An 18,779-nucleotide genomic window follows, 5' to 3' on the forward strand; every position below is an offset into this window, starting at 1 on the left:
GCGGACCTCCTCTTGGCTTCAGGTTGCAGTCTGCGGCCCGGACAGTCCGAGCGGTGAGTCAAGGCGTCGCCGATTGCGGACCAGGGGCCCGATCACGGCGAGGGTCGCGAAGAGAAGCGCGATTTCGATGAGGTAGACCGCGCCGTAGCCGACGGCGGGTCCGGTGAGCACATCTCCCAGCATTCCGCCGGTGGCGAGGCTGGCGAGCGTGTCCCGCAGCAGGCCGCCGGTCGCGATGGCGAGGCCCGCGGCCGTCGCCTGCACGGCGCCCCAGCTGCCGAGCGCGAGGCCCACCTTGTCGGCCGGCGCGGCCTGCATGCAGCTGGTCAGCGTGCCGTGGCCGAAGAGCCCGGCACCGAAGCCGATCACGCCGATGCCGCAGGCAAACAGGCCCGCACTGGCGAGCGGCGCGGCCAGCAGCACACCCGCGAAGCCCAGCGTTCCGAACATGGCGCCGAAGCCCGCGATGCGGTTGGCATCCGAACCATCGCCGATGCGTTTGGCCGCAAGCCAGAAGCCCAGGATACCGCCCGAGGCGAAAAGTGCGGTCAGCAGAGTCGTGGCGCCCACACTCAGGCCCAGGATCTGCCCGCCATAGGGTTCAAGCAGGATGTCCTGTGCCGAGAAGGCGAAGGTGCCGATCCCCGTGGCCAGCAGCCGTCGCCCCCAGGGGCCCGTCTGCCGCAGCTCGCGCCAGGCGGCGATGAAGCTCGGCTCCTCCGTGCGGTCCATGTTGCGGTTGGGCACGCGGGGTTCCTGCTTCCAGACCGCGATGAAGTTGATGACCATGGTGAGCGCCGCCGCCCCCTGGATCACCTGGATCAGCTTGATCTGGCTGAAGGGTGTCAGCAGCGCGCCGAAGACGATGGAGGCCAGCAGCATGCCGAGCAGGAACATCACCGAGAGCAGCGCAACAACCTTGGCCTGGACCTTGGGCGGCGCGATGTCGGTGGCCAAGGCCAGGCCCGCCGTCTGCACCATGTGCATGCCCGCACCCACCAGCAGGAAGGAGATGGCGGCCGCCACCTGCCCCGCCCACATCGGGCCCGTGGTGTCGCCCGACAGCAGGATCAGGGCGAAGGGCATCATCGCGAAGCCGCTGAACTGGAAGATCGTGCCGAACCAGATATAGGGCACGCGCCGCCAGCCAAGCGCCGAGGCGTAGTTGTCCGAGCGGAAGCCGATCAGCGCGCGCAGCGGCGCAAAGACCAGCGGCAACGCCACCATGACGGCGACCAGGCCGGCCGGGACCTGCAGTTCCACGATCATCACGCGGTTCAACGTGCCGATGAGCAGCACCGCGGCCATGCCGACCGAGATCTGAAACAGGGAAAGGCGCAGAAGGCGCGAAAGCGGCAGTTCCTCCGTCGCCGCATCGGCGAAGGGCAGCATCGCGGGCGAGAGCCGCATCCATTGCTTGGCGAGGCTGAAGCCCCTCATCGCCTCACCCATTCATAGGCTTGGGAGGTATAGAAGCCGCGCTGTACCTTGCGGTGCCGCCCGGCGGTGAAGTCGCGCAGCGCGGGCTCGGCCGCGATCAGCCGGCGCAGCTTGGCCTCCGCCAGCGGCGCGATGAAGGGCGCGCGATCACCGCGGGGGAACATGCGGCCCACCGTGATCATGGCGGTCAGCAGCGGCGAGTTGGGGGCGACCGTGAAGAGCATGGAGCGCCGGCAGCGCTTGGCCGCGCGCGCAAGTGCAGCCACGATATCCGGCGCGTCGTAATGGATCAGGCTGTCCATGGCGACGATGTGGTCGAATTCGCCATGCTCGTCGCCCAGCATGTCACCCGCGTGAAATTCAGGCTGCGGTCCGCCGATCTCCAACGCCCGCTCCCGCGCGCATTCAATCAGGGTGGGCGAGAGATCCACCGCCACCACCTCGCCGCCGCGCAGCGCCGCCTCGCTCGCCAGGGCGCCCGTGCCACAACCGGCATCCAGGATGCGCAGCCCCGTCAGATCCTCCGGCAGCCAGGAGAGCAGCGTGTTCCGCATCTCCTCGCGCCCTGCCCGCACCGTGGCGCGGATGCCGCTGACCGGCGCGTCCGAGGTCAGACGCTGCCAGGCGGCGGCGGCCGTGCGATCGAAATAGGCTTCGAGCTTGCTGCGGCGCTCGGTGTAGGTGGCGCTGTGCATCAGTCGTAACCCAGCAGGTCGAAGATCTCACGATCCTTGAGCGGGCCGGCCTCCAGCGGGTCCACGCCGGCCCAGAGGCTGGCGGCGAGACGGAGGTATTCCGCGCGCACCGCCTCCACTTCCGGGCTGTCATCCATTTCGAAGAGCGTCGCCTTCTTGAGGCGCGAGCGGCGGATCACGTCGAGATCGGGGAAATGGCCCAGAAGCTTCATGCCCGTCGCGTCATTGTAGCGCTCGATCTGGTCCACATCCTTCGAGCGGTTGGCGATCACGCCGCCGATGCGCACGCCGTAATTCTTCGCCTTGGCGTGGATGGCTGCCACGATTCGGTTCATGGCGAAGATGCTGTCGAAGTCGTTCGCCGCCACGATCAGCCCGCGATCGGCATGCAGCAGGGGCGCAGCGAAGCCGCCGCACACCACGTCGCCCAGCACGTCGAAGACCACGACATCGGTATCCTCCAGCAGGTGATGCTCCTTCAGGAGCTTCACCGTCTGGCCCACTACATAGCCGCCGCAGCCCGTGCCGGCCGGCGGGCCGCCCGCCTCCACGCACATCACGCCCCCATAGCCCTCGACGACGAAATCCTCGGCGCGCAGCTCTTCCGCGTGGAAATCCACGCTTTCCAGCACGTCGATCACCGTCGGGATCATGCGCTTGGTCAGCGTGAAGGTGCTGTCATGCTTCGGGTCGCAGCCGATCTGCAGCACGCGCTTGCCGAGCTTGGCGAAGGCGGCCGAGAGGTTCGAGCTGGTCGTGCTCTTGCCGATGCCGCCCTTGCCATAGACGGCGAAGACCTTGGCGGTCTCGATCTTCGCGACCTGGTCCATATGGACCTGCACGCTGCCGGCTCCATCGCCGACTTTCGCCGTGTTTGCCCCGCGGATCAGTTCGGTTCGCGTGATGTGGTTCATGCAGCCATCTCCGGGGTGATGCCTTCGAGCCGGTCTTCCAGCTCCTCGCCCGCACGGCGCAGCGCCTCGAGCGTCGCGGCGTCGGGTGTCCAGTAGGAACGCTCGGTCGCTTCGATCAGGCGGTTCGCGATCTTGGCGGAAGCGGTGGGGTTGAGGTTGGCGAGGCGCGCGCGCATCTCGTCATCCAGCATGTAGGTCTGCGCCAGGTGCTGATACACCCAGGGCTGCACCTGGCCGGTCGTGGCCGACCAGCCCATGGTGTTGGTCACGTGCTCCTCGATCTGGCGCACGCCCTCATAGCCATGGCTCAGCATGGCCTCGAACCACTTCGGGTTCAGCGCGCGGGTGCGCGTCTCGAGGCTGACCTGCTCGGCCAGCGAGCGGACGGTGCCCGCGCCCTTGGTCTGATCACCGATATAGACCGAGGGCTCCTGCCCGCGGACACGCAGCACGGCGCGGCTCATGCCACCCAGGCTGTCGAAATAATGGCTGATGGTGGTGATGCCGCTCTCGACGCTGTCGAGGTTCTGGTAGGTGCATTCGACAGTGCCGAGCACCGCGTTCATCACCGCGTCCTGGCGGCGCGGGCGTCCATCGGCGCCATAGGCGAAGCCCTTGCGCTTGAGATAGGCCTCGGCCAGCTCGTCCTCATCCTGCCAGCCGCCATTGTCCACGATCTGGTTGACATTGGCGCCATAGGTGCCGTCGGCATTGCCGAAGATGCGCAGCGACGCATCCTCGATGCTGCCGCCATGTTGGGCCAGATAGGCCATGGCGTGCTTGCGGATGAAGTTCATCGCCTCTGGCTCATCGGCCTGGGCGGCGAGCAGCGCGGCCTCGGCCAACAGCTTGGTCTGGAGCGGCAGGAGATCGCGGAAAATGCCAGAGAGGCTGATCATGACGTCAATGCGCGGGCGGCCGAGGCGCTCCAACGGCACGAGTTGCGCGCCACAAAGCCGGCCATAGGCGTCGTGCCGCGGCTCGGCGCCCATCAGCCAGAGCGCTTGTGCGATGGGTCCGCCCTCGGTCTTCAGATTGTCCGTGCCCCAGAGGACCATGGCGATGGTCTCGGGGAGGGCGGCACCCTGCGCACCATGCCGCTCCAGCAGGCGGTCGGCCTGCTGCGCGCCATCACGGATGGCGAAGTTGGACGGGATGGCGAAGGGGTCGAAGCCATGCAGGTTGCGGCCCGTCGGCAGCACATCCGTGGTGCGCAGCAGGTCGCCGCCCGGTGCGGGCTTCGTGTAGCCGCCATCCAGCGCGTGCAGGATGGCCGGAATCTCGTGCTCGGTGGCCAGAAGCTGTTCGAGCCGGTTGCGCTCGGCGGGATCCGTCACGCCGGCCGCGTCCAGCATCTCGGTGCGCTGCTGCGCGCTCATCGGCTGGCCCAGCGCGTGCAGGCCGTAGGGAATGAGCGTGTATTCCAGTTCCAGCAACTCGGCGGTGAGCTTCATCATCCGCACTTCGCAGGCCTCGGCCTCCCAGGCGGGCTCGGCCTCGGCCAGTTCGACCGCGGCGGCTTGCGCCTGGACGAGCTGCGCCATGCTGGCGCGCATGGCGGGATCGGTGTCAGGCTCCAGCGCGCGCCACCGGTCGAGACTCGCCTTCAGATCCATCAGACCGCGATAGAGGCCCGCACTCGCCACCGGCGGCGTGAGGTAGCTGATGAGCGTCGCGCCGGCGCGGCGCTTGGCGAGCATGCCCTCGGAGGGATTGTTGGAGGCGTAGAGGTAGAAATTCGGCAGGTCGCCGATCAGCCGGTCCGGCCAGCAATCCCCGGACATGCCAGCCTGCTTGCCTGGCATGAATTCGAGCGCGCCGTGCGTGCCGAAATGCAGCACCGCATCGGCCTGGAACTCCTCGCTCAGCCAGCGATAGAAGGCGGCGAAGGCGTGGGTGGGGGCGAAGCCATGCTCGAAGAGCAGACGCATCGGGTCGCCCTCATAGCCGAAGCCCGGCTGAACGCCGACGAAGACATTGCCGAAGCGCTCGCCCAGCACATGGATGCTGGCCCCGTCGCTCTGCTGCCGGCCAGGGGCGGGGCCCCAGCAGGTCTCGATCTCGGCCAGCCAGCGCTGCTTGCGGACGTGATCATCCGTGCTGACGCGCGCGGCGACATTGGCGAGCGAGCCGTAGCGCTCGCGATTGCCGGTGATGATGGCTTCGCGCAGCGCATCCACGCTCTCCGGCACTTCGACCGTGTAACCCTCGTCCCGCAGGCCGAGCAGGGTGGCGTGCAGGCTCTCGAAGACCGAGAGGTAGGCGGCGGTGCCGGTGTTGCCGGCATTGGGCGGAAAGTTGAAGAGCACGACGCCCACGCGCCGCTCGGCCCGGGCCTTGCGGCGGAGCACGATCATCTTCTGCACGCGCTGCGCCAGCATACCGGCGCGCTCGTAATGCGCGACCATGTCACGCCCGCATGAGGTGCCATCGCAGCCCGGGCAGCGGTCGCCCGGCGTGGTCGCACCGCAGCGCCCGCCGAAGGTCATCGGCAGGATGGCACCATCCAGCTCGGGCAGCGCCACCATCATCGTGGCCTCGACCGGCGTCAGCCCGCGCGCATCCTTGCGCCACTGGAAGATCGGCTGGAACTCAAGCGGATGTGCGCCGACATAAGGCACATCCAGCGCCGCCAGCATCGTCTCGGCCGCGCGCGCGTCATTGTAGGCGGGGCCGCCCACCAGCGAGAATCCGGTGAGCGAAACGACCGCATCCACCGTGGCGCGGCCGTCCCGCATGAAGAAGCGCTCGACGGCCGGGCGCTGGTCGAGGCCGGAGGCGAAGGCGGGGACCACCTCGATGCCGCGCTTCTCGAACTCGGCGATGACGCCGTCATAATGACCCGCATTGCCCGCGAGCACATAGGAGCGCAGCACCAGCAACCCCACCCTGCCCTGCGCGCCCGAGCGCCGCGGAAGCGCCGCCGCGTCATCGGCGAAGCGGTTTGGCAGGGCCGGGTGGTAGAGCCCGATCTCAGGGTACTCGACCGGCGCGCCGGGCTTGGCCACCGGCGCATCGGCGTAGCGATGGGCCAGCAGCCGCACGAGGTTCGCCAGGTTCTCGGAGGAGCCCGCCAGCCAATACTGCAGGCAGAGCATGTAGGCCCGCACGTCCTGAGCGACGCCGGGGATGAAGCGCAGCAGCTTCGGCAGCTCCTTCAGCATCTTCATCTGGCCGGCGCCGGAGGATTTCGGCCCCTTGGAGCCACGCAGCTTCTTCAGCAGGCCCAGCACGCCGCGCGCCTCGGCCGACATGTCGAACTTCTTGAGGCGCGTGAGTTTCACCACCTCGCCCGCCGACATCATGCCGACCATGGCGGCACAATCGGCACGCCGCGCCTCGAGCGCCGGCATCACCATGCGCACATGGTCGTCCAGGAACAGCATGGCGGCGATGATGATGTCGCCGCGCGCGATGTCGGCATGGCAGGCAGCCAGCGCATGCGCGTCGCTGGCCCATTCATCCGCCGAATGCACAGAGAGGCGCAGCCCCGGCATCTCGGCCGCCAGCTCCGCCTGCGCACGCTCCACCGCAGCGCCAAAGTGACCGTCCATGGTCACGATGACGACGTGGAGGGGCTGAGCCCCCCTAGCGGGAGAAGTATGCTTTTGCGTCATACAAGGTCTCTACCGTGATGGTCCGGATGCCGTTCATCTCGGCGAATCGCTCCGTGTTGCGGCGGGCCTTGCCGCGCACGAAGAACGGGATCTTCTTCAGTTCCTTCTCGCCATCCGGCGTCCAGCTGACGGCGCCCGGCGCTTCGATGACGGCGGCCTCGGGCGTCGGATCCACCGGCTCCGCCGCGCGCGGCGCGGCGGCGTGGCCGAGATGCGAGGGTGCGGCCTCGGCATGGAACTCGAAATCCTCGCGGAACATCCCGATCAGATGCTCCTCCAGGCCCATCATCAGCGGATGGACCCATGTATCGAAGAGGACGTTGGCCCCCTCGAATCCCATCTGCGGCGAGTTGCGCGCGGGGAAGTCCTGCACATGCACCGGCGCGGAGATCACCGCGCAGGGCACGCCCAGGCGCTTGGCCACGTGCCGCTCCATCTGCGTGCCCAGCACCAGCTCCGGCTGCGCGGCCGCGATGGCGGCCTCGACCTCCAGGTAGTCGTCGGTGATCAGCGCCTCGAGCCCGTGGCGCTTCGCGGCCTCGCGCACCTCGCGCGCCTGCTCGCGGGAATAGGTGCCGAGGCCCACCACCTGGAAGCCCAACTCCTCGGCGGCGACCCGCGCAGCGGCGACGGCATGCGTCGCATCGGCGAAGATGAAGACGCGCTTGCCGGTGAGGTAGGTGCTGTCCACGCTGCGCGAATACCAGGGCAGGCGCGAACTCTCTTCGGCGAGGAACTCGCCGGCATCCACGCCAGCCAAGCCCGCGACCTCCGCGATGAAGTCACGCGTACCGCCGACGCCGATCGGGATGCAGCGCGTGAAGGGCTGGCCCAGGTTGCGCTGCATCCAGGACGCTGCCTGGCCCGCGACTTCCGGATAGAGTACCACGTTGAAATCGGCGTCACCCAACCGACCGAGATCTGACGGCCGAGCCCCAAGCGGTGCCACCACATTCACCGCGATCCCGAGCCGCGAGAGAATCCCGCGCACCTCCTTCACATCATCGCGGTGGCGGAAGCCGAGCGCCGTCGGGCCCAGGATGTTGCAGCGGGGCGCCGCGCCCGGTGCACGCTCCATCTTCACGGCGAAGCGTCGGATGAGCTGGTAGAGCGTCTCGGCCGCGCCCCAGTTCTCCTTCTTCTGGTAGGCCGGCAGTTCCACCGGGATCACCGGGATCGTGAGCCCCGAAGTGCCGGCGAGTCCGCCCGGATCATCCTGGATCAGCTCGGCCGTGCAGGAAGCGCCAACCAGCATGGCCTCGGGCCGGAAGCGTTCGGCGGCGTCGCGCAGGGCGGATTTGAACAGCTCCGCCGTGTCGCCGCCGAGGTCGCGGGCCTGGAAGGTGGTGTAGGTGACGGGCGGGCGCGAGTTGCGGCGCTCGATCATGGTGAAGAGCAGGTCGGCGTAGGTGTCGCCCTGGGGGGCGTGCAGCACGTAGTGCAGCCCCTCCATCGCGGAGGCCACGCGCATCGCCCCCACATGGGGCGGGCCTTCATAGGTCCAGAGGGTGAGTTGCATGACCTCAGACCCTCAACAGATCGCGCCGCGCGAAGGGGCGCGCGAAAAGGCCGGCGAGGTCGCCCGCCTGATCGTAGCCCTGCACCGGCGTGAAGACGAGCTCGATGGACCACTTCGTCGTGATCCCCTGCGCCTCCAGCGGATTGGCGAGGCCGAGGCCGCAAACCACCAGATCCGGCCGCGCGGCGTGGCAACGGTCCAGCTGCCTCTCGACATCCTGGCCTTCGGAGAGCAGGGCCGACTCGGGCAGCAGCGGCATCTCTTCCGCCAGATGCTGGCGGTGCAGGTAGGGTGTGCCGATCTCGATCGCCTCCATCCCGCATTCGCGCGTGAGGAAGCGCGCCATCGGCACCTCCAGCTGCGAGTCGGGGAAGAAGAAGACCGACTTGCCCTCAAGCCGCGCGCGGGGGGCGGCCAGCGCCTGGCGGGCGCGCGCCTCACCGGCCGCGGTCACCTCCCCGAAGCGGGTCGGGCTCACGCCGAAGGCCTGCGCAGCCGCGCGGAGCCAGAGCGTCGTGCCCTCCGCACCCAATGGGAAGGGTGCGGCCAGGTGCCGCGCGCCACGGGCTTCGAGCAGGCGGCCGGTCTCGGCCAGGAAAGGCTGCGCCAGCAGGAACTTCGTGCCGGGCCCGACGGCCGGCATGCCGCCCGCGCGCCGCGCCGGCAGGAAGGCCACGCGCTCGATTCCCAAGGCCGCGAAGAGGCGGCTGAACTGGTCCTCCACCACATCCGCCAGCGCGCCCACGACCATGAGCTGCGCCACGTCCGATTGCGGCAGCTCCGGCACCAGCGCGGCCAGGCAGGCGTCCTCGCCCTGGGTGAAGGTCGTCTCGATTCCCGAGCCGGAATAATTCAGCACGCGCACGCCGTTGAACCGGCGGTCCAGCCGTTGCGCGGCGCGATGCAGGTCGAGCTTGATGACCTCTGACGGGCAGGAACCCACCAGGAAGAGCAGCTTGATATCCGGCCGGCGCTCCAGCAGGCGCGCCACGTTGCGGTCCAGTTCGTCCTGCGCGTCGGCAAGGCCAGCTAGGTCTCGCTCATCGAGGATGGCGGTGGCGAAGCGCGGCTCGGCGAAGATCATCACGCCGGCGGCCGATTGCAGCAGGTGGGCGCAGGTGCGGGAGCCGACGACGAGGAAGAAGGCGTCCTGGATCTTCCGGTGCATCCAGACGATGCCGGTCAGGCCGCAAAAAACCTCGCGCTGCCCCCGCTCGCGCAGGATGGGGCGCGTGTCGCAGCCTACCTCGGCCGGCGCCGGGGCGGCTGGGCGGTCGAGCGTGACGCTCATGCGGCCTCCGCCTGCAGGCGGGCGGCGCGCAGCTTCAGCACGAATTGCGTGGCGTTGATGACGTAGGCGGCATAGGCGGCGAGCGCCAGCCACATCTGGAAATGCGTGTCGCCCCAGCCGGTGAAGAGCGCGGCGAGATAGGCCGTGTGCAACGCCAGCACCAGCATGCTGAACACATCCTCCCAGAAGAAGGCGGGCGCGAAGAGGTACTTGCCGTAGACCTCGTGTTCCCAGATGCAGCCGGTGATCATGATCGTGTAGAGCAGCGAGGTCTTGAGCACGATCGAACCCTCAGCCCAGGCGAGGCCCTCGCCGCTGCCGAGGTAGCGGATGACGAGACCCACACTGACCATGAAGACCAGGAACTGGACGGGGGCGAGGATGCCCTGCACCAACGTCCAGGGGGTTGCGTCGCGGCGGGCCTTTTCCTCGGCCGTGTAGAGCGGCGGGCGGCTGTTTGCTGCGCCTGCCACATGTTTGTGCTTGCGGCCCGAGGCCATGCCGTAAGGGCAGGAATCCACCGCGTTGATCAACCGATCGAGCATCTGGTTCGAAAGCATGGTGGACTAGCCCTCCGCTGCGGGGAGACGGGGCCGGTCTGCTGAGCGGGTCGGGCAACTGGTCCGATCCATTCGCATCCCCCGGCTGTCTCGGCTCCCTTTGGATGGTGGAAAGCTAGGTGCTAGCCCTCGTGGGTGTCAAGCAAGATTGACGTAAAGATGAATTGACAATTGAGCTCCGCTCGGGGGATGATCCGCCGCCATGGGTCATTGAGGAAGCCGAGATCATGTTGCACAGCGCGGCGAGGAAGGCGGCCCAGAGACCCGGAAACGGAGCCGTGGACACCCCCCCCGCCCGTTCGATCTTCGGCCGTCGCCTCGGCGTCATTTCACGACAGATCGAGCTTGCCGTAGGGCAGAACGTCATCCCCCTGCTGACCGAACTGAGGCAGCCCGTGGATGTCGCGGAGGTCGAGCGCCTGACCGCATCCCTCAGCCGCGGGGAACGGGAGGCCCTGGCCCTTGCCATCGAACAGCGCAGGACGGACGGGCAATCATCCGAGCACCTGTGTCTGACTTTGTTGACACTCCTGGCGCGCCGATTGGGCGAATGGTGGGAGCAGGATCGCTGCACCTTCGTCGAGGTGACGCTCGGCATGATCGTCCTGCACGAGCAGCTGCGCGGCCTCGCCCCCGGCCTGACCTCCAACGCCCGGATCGGCGGCGGTCGCTCGGCCCTGATGATGAGCAGCATCGGCAATCAGCACACCATGGGAATCGCCATGGTGGCCGAGTTCTTCCGGGCCGGTGGCTGGGCCATCGTGGATGACGCGGTGGACAGCGAGGCGACGCTCATGACGCGGGTCGCCGGGCAGTGGTTCGGCCTCGTCGCCATCTCCGTCGGCTCCTCCGACGGCGTCTCAGGCCTCGCCGGGCAGATCACCGCCATCCGGAGGCATTCCCGCAACCCCGACGTGGCCGTGATGCTGGGCGGCCCCGCCGTGCTCGCCAACCCCGGACTCGCCGCCGCAGCCGGGGCGGATGCCACCGCCACCGACGCGGCCGAGGCGCTTCGCCGGGCCGAGGCCTTGGTGGCTCTCATGATCGAGGCGCCATGATAACAGCGACGTACAACCCACCCCCCTGTTGGAAGGAACGGACATCGCGTGTTGGGATTTGGCACCCCGGGCCAGTCGCTGGGAGACATGGATGCGGAAGCCGCATCCCGCCTGATTGCCGCCGCCGCTGACGCGACGCTGGTGGTGGATGGTGATGGCGTGATCCGCGACATGGCTTTCGGCAATGCCGACCTCGCCGCCGCCCTGGGTGGGCGGAAGGCCTGGGTCGGCCGTGCCCTCGTCAATTCGGTCGCGGAGGACAGCCGCGCCAAGGTGCAGGAGATGCTGGCGGGCGCCGCCGTGCATGAGGCGCCGCGCTGGCGGCACCTGAATCTGCGCGGCATGGATGGTGTGACGCTGCCGCTGCTCTGCGCCGCGAATCAGGTCACCGGCTCGGACCGCAGCGTGGTCTTCGCGCGGGATCTGCGCCTGCTCGCCTCGCTGCAGCAGCGGCTGGTCGAGGCACAGCAGGCGATGGAGCGCGAATATGGCCGGCTGCGCCAGGCCGAGACGCGCTATCGCCTCCTCTTCCAGATGTCGGGCGAGCCGGTTCTCGTGCTCGATGCCGCGAGCCTTCGCGTGCTGGAGGCCAACCTCGCCGCCGACCGCCTCTTCGGCGCCGAGCCCAGTTTCCTCGACGCCTTCGCGCCCGAGGAGCGACCGAAGATCGAGGCCCTGCTCGCCGCCGTCCGCAGCGCCGGCACGGCCGAGGAGCGGCGCGTCATGCTGGCCGGCACGGGGCGCGAGGTGCTGCTCTCCGCCTCGCTCCTGCGCCACGAGCGCAGCGCGCTTTTCCTCGTCCGTCTGGCCTATCTGGGCGCCGAGCGCGAGCCCGTCGCCGCCGCCACGAGCACGCGTCTGGCCGGCTTCGTCGAGAGCACGCCCGATGCCTTCGTGCTGATCGGCGCGGATGGCCGCATCATCACCGCGAACCCGGCCTTCCTCGATCTCGCCGAGCTGCCCAATGAGGCGCAGGCGCGCGGCGAGGAGCTCTCCCGCTTCCTCGGCCGCCAATCCATCGAGCTTGACGTGCTGCTGGCCCAGGTGCGCGGCCGCGGCCCGGTGCGCCTGTTCCGCACGATCATGCGCGGCGACCATGGCTCGCAGGCCGAAGTCGAGGTCTCGGCCGTCTCGGTGCTGGATGGCGGGCAGCCCTGTTTCGGCTTCACCATCCGCGACATCGGCACCCGCCCCGCGCTGCAGCCCGAGGCCGCCTCGGCGCTGCCGGCTGCCGGCCAGCTCACCGACCTCGTCGGTCGCGTGCCGCTGAAGGAGCTGGTGCGCGAGGCGACGGACGTGATCGAGAAGCTGGCGATCGAGGCCGCCCTCGAACTCACCGGCAACAACCGCGCCTCGGCCGCGGAGATGCTCGGCCTCTCGCGCCAGTCGCTCTACGTGAAGCTGCGCCGCTACGGCATCGGCGAAGCCGATGCGGATGAGGAGGGCTGACATGTCCGACTCGGCCATCATCCGCCCCGATCCCGCGGCCGTGCTCGAGCTGTTCAAGCCCGTCACGTGGTTCCCGCCGGTCTGGGCCTTCCTCTGCGGCGTGGTGGCCTCGGGCGCGCCGATGTCGGGCAAGTGGGGCTTCGCGGCCCTCGGCCTGCTGCTCGCGGGCCCGATGGTCTGCGCCACGAGCCAGGCGGTGAATGACTGGTTCGACCGGCATGTGGACGCGATCAACGAACCGCACAGGCCGATTCCCTCGGGCCGCATCCCGGGGCGGCTCGGCCTCTACATCGCCATTTTCTGGAGCTTCGCCTCGCTGCTGGTGGGTGCGACGCTCGGCGCCTGGGGCTTTGCCGCGACCGTCGTGGCGCTCGCGCTCGCCTGGGCCTATTCGGCGCCGCCGCTGCGGCTCAAGCTGAATGGCTGGTGGGGCAACCTCGCCTGTGGGCTCAGCTACGAGTCGCTGCCCTGGATCACGGCGGCGGCCGTCATCTCCGGCGGCGCCCCTGCCCTGCCCGTCATCGCCATGGCGCTGCTCTATGGGCTCGGCGCGCATGGCATCATGACGCTGAACGACTTCAAGTCCATCGAGGGCGACACCCATACCGGCGTGCGCAGTCTGCCGGTGCAACTGGGTGCGGAGCGCGCGGCGCTGGTCGCCTGCTGGATGATGGCGCTGCCGCAACTCGTGGTGATCGCCCTCCTCTTCGCCTGGGGCACGCCGATCCATGCGCTGGTCGTGGTGCTCCTCCTCGCGGGCCAGGTGGCCGCCATGGTGAAGATGCTGCGCGACCCGAAGGCGCTCGCCCCCTGGTACAACGCGACCGGCATCGGGATGTACGTGCTCGGCATGCTGGCCACGGCCTTCGCGCTGCGGGGGATGGCCTGATGGAGATGGGCGCCGCCGATTCACGCCCCCAGGCCAGGGCCCTTCGGCGATCGGAGGCGGCCGGCCTCTCCTGGATGAGCATCGTCCGGCTGGGGCTCGTGCAGACCGCGCTTGGCGCCATCATCGTCCTGACGACCTCCACGCTGAACCGTGTGATGGTGGTGGAATACGCGCTTCCGGCCATGCTGCCGGGCGTGCTGGTCGCGATCCACCACGCGGTGCAGATGCTGCGCCCGCGCCTCGGCTATGGCAGCGACATGGGCGCGCGGCGCACGCCCTGGATCATCGGCGGCATGGCGGTGCTGGCCCTGGGCGGTGTCACGGCCGCAGGCGCGGTGGCGCTGATGAGCACATCGCTGGGCTGGGGTGTCGCGCTGGCCACGCTGGGCTTCTTCCTGGTGGGCCTGGGCGTGGGTGCGGCGGGCACTTCCCTCCTCGCCATGCTCGCCTCGATGGTGGAGCCCGAGCGGCGCGCGCCGGCGGCCACCATCCTCTGGGTGATGATGATCGTGGGCTTCGCGGTCACGGCGGGTGTGGCAGGCAAGCTGCTCGATCCCTTTTCGCCGCTGCGGCTCGTCGTGGTCACGGGCGGCGTGTCCCTCGTCGCCTTCCTGCTGGCGTGTGTCGCGCTGATCGGCATCGAGCGCGGTGCGAGGGCGCCCGTCGCGCACGACGGCGAGCGCCCCGCCTTTTCCGCCGTGCTGCGCGAGGTCTGGGAGGATCCGGCGGCGCGGCGCTTCACCGTCTTCGTCTTCATCTCCATGCTGGCCTATAGCGCGGCCGACCTGGTGCTGGAGCCCTTCGCGGGCGAGGTGTTCGGCCGCACCATCGGGCAATCCACCGCTCTCGCGGGGCTGCAGAATGGCGGCACGCTGGGCGGGATGGTGATCATGGCCATCTTCGGCTCGGGCCTCTTCGGGCAGCGGCTTGCCTCGCTGCGCGGATGGACGGTCTGGGGTTGCGTCGCCTCGGCGGCGGCGCTGGTGGCGCTGGCCTTCGCGCCGCGCGTGACCGCGAGCGTCCCGCTTGAGGCGCTCTATGTGGCGCTGGGGCTCGCGAACGGCGCCTTCGCCGCGGCCGCCATCGCCTCGATGATGCAGTTGGCCGGGGCCGCGCGCACCGGCACCCGCATGGGCCTCTGGGGTGCGGCGCAGGCCATTGCCTTCGCGCTGGGCGGCTTCGGCGGCACGGTCGTCTGCGATCTTGCCCGCTGGCTGCTGGGTCATCCGGCGCAGGCCTATGCAGCCGTCTTCCTGGGCGAGGCGGGCCTCTTCGTTCTCTCGGCGTTGATCGCCACCCGGCTTGCCGTGCCTCGGCTGGCCCAACTCCGCATGACCCCGATGAAGGAGGCCCTTTCGTGAGCCAAGACACCTATGATGTGCTGGTCGTCGGCGGCGGGCCATCGGGCGCGACGGCGGCGCATGACCTGGCCCGCGCCGGCAGGCGCGTCGCCATGCTGGACCGCGCGGGGCGCATCAAGCCCTGTGGCGGAGCGATCCCGCCGCGCGCGATCCGCGACTTCGCCATCCCCGACCACCTGATCAAGGCGAAGATCAACAACGCGCAGATCGTCTCGCCCAAGCGGCGCCGCGTGGACATGCCCGTCGAGAACGGCGGGTATGTCGGCATGGTGGATCGCTGCGAGTTCGACGAATGGCTGCGCGAACGCGCGGCGGAGGCTGGCGCCGAATGGATCCGCGGCACCTCGCACGACCTGGAGCGCGACCCGGACGGCACCGCCGTCATCACCTATGAGCCCAAGGGGGGCGAAGGTCTCCAGCGCATCCGCGCGCGGATGGTGATCGTGGCCAATGGCGCGCGCAGCGATCTCGCGATGCAGGCCATTCCTGGCCAGGGTCACCCCAAATGCGTCTTCGCCTATCACGAGATCGTGAAGGCGCCGGAGAGCGGCTTCGACGGCCAGCGCTGCGACGTGATCTATGACGGCCGCACCTCGCCCGATTTCTACGCCTGGATCTTCCCGCACGGGGATACGGCGAGCATCGGCACCGGCAGCGCGAAGAAGGGCTTCTCGCTGCGCGGCGCCACCGCGATGGTGCGCGAAGAGAATGGCCTCGCGGATGTCGAGACCATCCGGCGCGAGGGTGCGCCCATTCCGATGAAGCCCTTGAAGAAGTGGGACAACGGGCGAGATGTCATCCTGGCGGGTGACAGCGCCGGTGTCGTCGCCCCCGCCTCGGGCGAGGGCATCTACTACGCCATGCTGGGCGGGCGGCTCGCGGCCGAAGCCGTGCAGATGGCGCTCGCCACCAATGATGCCGCCGCCCTGAAGAGCGCCCGCAAGCGCTTCATGAAGGATCACGGCAAGGTCTTCATGGTCCTCGGGATCATGCAGTTCTTCTGGTACCGCAATGACTGGGTGCGGGAGCGTTTCGTGAAGATGTGCATGGACAAGGATGTCCAGCGCCTGACGTGGGAATCCTACATGAACAAGGAACTGGTCCGGAAGGACCCGCTGGCGCACATCAAGATCTTCTTCAAGGACATGGCACACCTTCTCGGATTGGCGCGCGCATAATGGACCTCGCAAACCCCCACCACGCCCGGGCCCGCGCCAAGCGCCATCACGGCCCGACGCTGCCCATGAAGGTCGGCACCCGCGGCTCGCCGCTGGCGCTCTACCAGACACGGCATTTCCTGGACCTGATCCGTGCCGTCTGCCCGCTGCTGCGCGAGGTGGACGCCTTCGAGGAGCATGAGATCAGCACCGCGGGGGACCGCGTGCAGGATCGCAGGCTCGCCGAGATCGGCGGCAAGGGGCTCTTCGCCAAGGAGATCCATGAGGCGCTGCTGGATGGCCGCGTGGATTTCGCGGTCCATTCGCTGAAGGACCTGGAGACCGAGTTGCCGCCCGGCATCGTGCTTGCCTGCACGCTGCGCCGCGAGGACCCGCGCGATGCCATCGTGCTGGGCGATGCCTGCCATCGCCAGGCTTTCCGCGACCCACGCGGCTTCACCAGCGCCGCCCATCACGACAATCCCGACCCCTTCGCCGCCCTGCCCAAGGGCGCGCTGGTCGGCACCGCCTCGGTCCGCCGCCAGGCGCAGCTGCTCTACGCGCGGCCCGATCTGCGCTGCGAGGTGATCCGCGGCAATGTGCAGACCCGCCTCTCCCGCGTCGCGACCGGCGAGTTCGACGCCTCGCTGCTGGCGCTGGCGGGGCTGAAGCGCCTTGGCCTCGAGCATCACGCGGGGGTCGTGATCAGCGAGGATGACATGGTGCCGGCGGCCTGCCAGGGCATCATCGGCGTCACCGTCCGCGCCGATGACGTGGAGCTGCATGAGCTGCTCTCGGCCATCTGCGACCCCTGCTCGCGCCCCGTCAGCCTGTGCGAGCGCGCCTTCCTGGGCGCGCTGGATGGTTCCTGCCGGACGCCGATCGGCGGGCACGCCACGCTGACCGATGACGGGCAGATCCGCCTCACCGGGCTGATCGCGCGCGCCGATGGCAGCTTCGTCCTGCGCCGGACCATCACCGGCGATGCTTGCGACGCCGAGCGGATCGGCCGGGCGCTGGGCGAGGAACTGCTCGTGGAATCCCCGGCTGACGTCTTCGCCTGAGGCATGCCAGATTGAGCGCGTGACCCAGCGCGTCCTCATCATCGGGGCCGGCATTGCCGGCCTCACCGCCGCCGCCATGCTCGCCAGCCGCGGGCATGATGTGACCATTCTTGAGCGCCAGGCGGCGCCTGGCGGCAAGATGCGCCACCTCGCCATCGGCGAGGCGCGGATTGATGGCGGGCCCACCGTGTTCACCATGCGCTGGGTCTTCGACGAGATCTTCGCCGCCTGCGGCACCAGCCTGCCCGAGCACCTGACGCTGCAGCCGGTCGAGGTACTGGCGCGCCATGCCTGGGACGGCCGGCCCGGTCGGCTCGACCTCTTCGCCGACATCCAGCGCTCGGCGGACGCCATCGGCGCCTTCGCCGGCGCGGCCGAGGCGCGTGGCTATCTCGACTTCGTGGCGCGCGCGAAGAAGACCTTCGCGGCACTCGAGGCGCCCTTCATCCGGGGCTCCCGCCCTTCGCCCATGGGGCTCGTCGGCCGCGCGGGATTGGGCGGAATGGGCCGGCTGCTCGCCACCTCGCCCTTCACCACGATGTGGAACGCGCTGGGCGAGCACTTCCAGGATGCGCGCCTGCGTCAGCTCTTTGGCCGCTACGCCACCTATGTCGGCTCCTCCCCCTTCCTGGCACCGGCGACGCTCATGCTCATCGCCCATGTGGAGCAGGAAGGTGTCTGGCTGGTCGAAGGCGGCATGCACCGCGTGGCACGCGCCTTCGAGGCGCTGGCCACGGCCAGGGGTGCCCGCTTCCGCTACGGGGCCGACGTGGCCGAGATCCTGGTGAAGGGCGGCCGTGCGGCCGGGGTGCGACTCGCGGATGGCGAGGTGCTGGAGGCCGGAACCATCATCTCGAACGGCGATGTGGCGGCCCTTTCGGCCGGGCGCTTCGGCCAGGCGGCCGCGGGTGCCGTGGCGCCGGTGCCGCGCGCGCGGCGATCGCTCTCAGCCGTCACCTGGGCGATGCATGTGCGGACCGGGGGCTTTCCGCTGGTGCGGCACAATGTCTTCTTCTCGGGCGACTACACGCGCGAATTCGACGAACTGACGCAGCAGGCCCGCCTGCCTTCCACCCCCACCGTCTATGTCTGCGCGCAGGACCGCGGCGATGACGACAGCGCACTGGACGGGCCGGAGCGCCTGCTCTGCCTGATCAACGCCCCGGCGCGCGGCGATTACCGCCCCATTCCGGACTCCGCCCTGGCCGAGGCCGAGCGCGCCACCTTCGCCCTCCTGGCCCGCTGCGGCCTGACGGTGGAACGGGATGCGACGCGCGAGATCCTGACCACGCCGACCGGGTTCGATGCCCTGTTCCCTTCCACGGGCGGCGCGCTCTACGGCCAGGCGGTGCATGGCTGGTCCGCGACCTTCGCAAGGCCGGGGACGACGACCAGGCTGCCCGGCCTCTACGTGGCGAGCGGCAGCGCGCATCCGGGGGCCGGCGTGCCGATGGCCGCGCTGTCAGGCCGGCTCGCGGCGCTGAAGGTTCTGGAGGGGCATTAGGGGGGAATGGTGCTGTTGGAGAGGATTGAACTCTCGACCTCTCCCTTACCAAGGGAGTGCTCTACCACTGAGCTACAACAGCAAGCCGAGGCGCTTCCTATAGGCCAGCCGCCGGCCTGACAACCCCGCCGCCGACAGTTCCCGCCCAGGGCTCCCCACGGCCGCACCCCCGGCCAGCCCTCTGCTTGCCGAGGGGCGGCGGAAGACCTCTACTGAAGGCGAAACGCCGGGGCCCCTCGACGGCGGCCGAGCGGCTGGAGG

The 18,779-nt window shown here is 69.2% G+C and carries 14 protein-coding genes and 1 tRNA gene; 7 read left to right on the forward strand and 8 right to left on the reverse strand.

Annotated features, from left to right (window positions below; translation table 11 throughout):
- Nucleotides 1-18: 18 nt before the first annotated feature.
- The 7 genes from ACQ860_RS03480 to bchF are packed head-to-tail and all read right to left on the reverse strand — an operon-like array spanning nucleotide 19 to nucleotide 10,021.
- On the reverse strand, nucleotides 19-1,440 hold the full coding sequence (locus tag ACQ860_RS03480; RefSeq protein ID WP_431302018.1) for a BCD family MFS transporter: 1,422 nt from the start codon (nucleotides 1,438-1,440) through the stop codon (nucleotides 19-21).
- Complete coding sequence (bchM, locus tag ACQ860_RS03485) at nucleotides 1,437-2,135, reverse strand: magnesium protoporphyrin IX methyltransferase (RefSeq protein ID WP_431302019.1); 699 nt, start codon at nucleotides 2,133-2,135, stop codon at nucleotides 1,437-1,439. The genes ACQ860_RS03480 and bchM overlap by 4 nt, the downstream gene beginning before the upstream one ends.
- Entirely contained in the window at nucleotides 2,135-3,049 is a 915-nt protein-coding gene (gene bchL, locus ACQ860_RS03490) for a ferredoxin:protochlorophyllide reductase (ATP-dependent) iron-sulfur ATP-binding protein (RefSeq protein ID WP_431302020.1), read from the reverse strand. Before bchL ends, bchM begins: the two co-directional genes overlap by 1 nt.
- Nucleotides 3,046-6,666 carry a magnesium chelatase subunit H gene (locus tag ACQ860_RS03495; RefSeq protein WP_431302021.1) on the reverse strand — a complete coding sequence of 1,207 codons (3,621 nt, stop codon included), beginning with the start codon at nucleotides 6,664-6,666 and terminating at the stop codon, nucleotides 3,046-3,048. The genes bchL and ACQ860_RS03495 overlap by 4 nt, the downstream gene beginning before the upstream one ends.
- Nucleotides 6,638-8,185, reverse strand: coding sequence for a ferredoxin:protochlorophyllide reductase (ATP-dependent) subunit B (gene bchB, locus ACQ860_RS03500; RefSeq protein WP_431302022.1), 1,548 nt, complete (start codon nucleotides 8,183-8,185; stop codon nucleotides 6,638-6,640). Before bchB ends, ACQ860_RS03495 begins: the two co-directional genes overlap by 29 nt.
- Before the next feature lie 4 nt (nucleotides 8,186-8,189).
- A complete protein-coding gene (locus ACQ860_RS03505) occupies nucleotides 8,190-9,476 on the reverse strand; it encodes a ferredoxin:protochlorophyllide reductase (ATP-dependent) subunit N (protein ID WP_431302023.1) in 1,287 nt (428 codons plus the stop codon).
- Entirely contained in the window at nucleotides 9,473-10,021 is a 549-nt protein-coding gene (bchF, locus tag ACQ860_RS03510; RefSeq protein ID WP_431302024.1) for a 2-vinyl bacteriochlorophyllide hydratase, read from the reverse strand. Before bchF ends, ACQ860_RS03505 begins: the two co-directional genes overlap by 4 nt.
- A 293-nt stretch (nucleotides 10,022-10,314) precedes the next feature.
- Here bchF and ACQ860_RS03515 point away from each other — a divergent pair, with 293 nt between their 5' ends.
- The 7 genes from ACQ860_RS03515 to crtD all read left to right on the forward strand — a co-directional run bounded on the left by ACQ860_RS03515 (nucleotide 10,315) and on the right by crtD (nucleotide 18,518).
- Nucleotides 10,315-11,094, forward strand: coding sequence for a cobalamin B12-binding domain-containing protein (locus ACQ860_RS03515; protein WP_431302025.1), 780 nt, complete (start codon nucleotides 10,315-10,317; stop codon nucleotides 11,092-11,094).
- Between the two features lie 87 nt (nucleotides 11,095-11,181).
- A complete protein-coding gene (gene ppsR, locus ACQ860_RS03520) occupies nucleotides 11,182-12,543 on the forward strand; it encodes a transcriptional regulator PpsR (RefSeq protein ID WP_431302026.1) in 1,362 nt (453 codons plus the stop codon).
- Nucleotide 12,544: 1 nt separating this feature from the next.
- Nucleotides 12,545-13,432 carry a chlorophyll synthase ChlG gene (chlG, locus tag ACQ860_RS03525; RefSeq protein ID WP_431302027.1) on the forward strand — a complete coding sequence of 296 codons (888 nt, stop codon included), beginning with the start codon at nucleotides 12,545-12,547 and terminating at the stop codon, nucleotides 13,430-13,432.
- Between the two features lie 74 nt (nucleotides 13,433-13,506).
- Nucleotides 13,507-14,793: a BCD family MFS transporter gene (locus ACQ860_RS03530; RefSeq protein WP_431302028.1), complete on the forward strand. Its 1,287-nt coding sequence runs from the start codon at nucleotides 13,507-13,509 to the stop codon at nucleotides 14,791-14,793.
- On the forward strand, nucleotides 14,790-15,971 hold the full coding sequence (locus ACQ860_RS03535; RefSeq protein ID WP_431302029.1) for a geranylgeranyl diphosphate reductase: 1,182 nt from the start codon (nucleotides 14,790-14,792) through the stop codon (nucleotides 15,969-15,971). Before ACQ860_RS03530 ends, ACQ860_RS03535 begins: the two co-directional genes overlap by 4 nt.
- Nucleotides 15,971-17,014 (forward strand): hydroxymethylbilane synthase, encoded by a 1,044-nt coding sequence (gene hemC, locus ACQ860_RS03540; RefSeq protein WP_431302030.1) that lies wholly within the window; start codon nucleotides 15,971-15,973, stop codon nucleotides 17,012-17,014. The genes ACQ860_RS03535 and hemC overlap by 1 nt, the downstream gene beginning before the upstream one ends.
- Before the next feature lie 19 nt (nucleotides 17,015-17,033).
- Nucleotides 17,034-18,518, forward strand: coding sequence for a 1-hydroxycarotenoid 3,4-desaturase CrtD (crtD, locus tag ACQ860_RS03545; RefSeq protein WP_431302031.1), 1,485 nt, complete (start codon nucleotides 17,034-17,036; stop codon nucleotides 18,516-18,518).
- 7 nt (nucleotides 18,519-18,525) lie between these two features.
- Here the strand turns inward: crtD and ACQ860_RS03550 are convergent.
- Nucleotides 18,526-18,600: transfer RNA gene (locus ACQ860_RS03550), tRNA-Thr, on the reverse strand.
- Nucleotides 18,601-18,779 lie beyond the last annotated feature (179 nt).

Origin of the sequence: Sediminicoccus sp. BL-A-41-H5 (genome assembly GCF_050632405.1) — a bacterium.
Classification (GTDB): domain Bacteria; phylum Pseudomonadota; class Alphaproteobacteria; order Acetobacterales; family Acetobacteraceae; genus Roseococcus.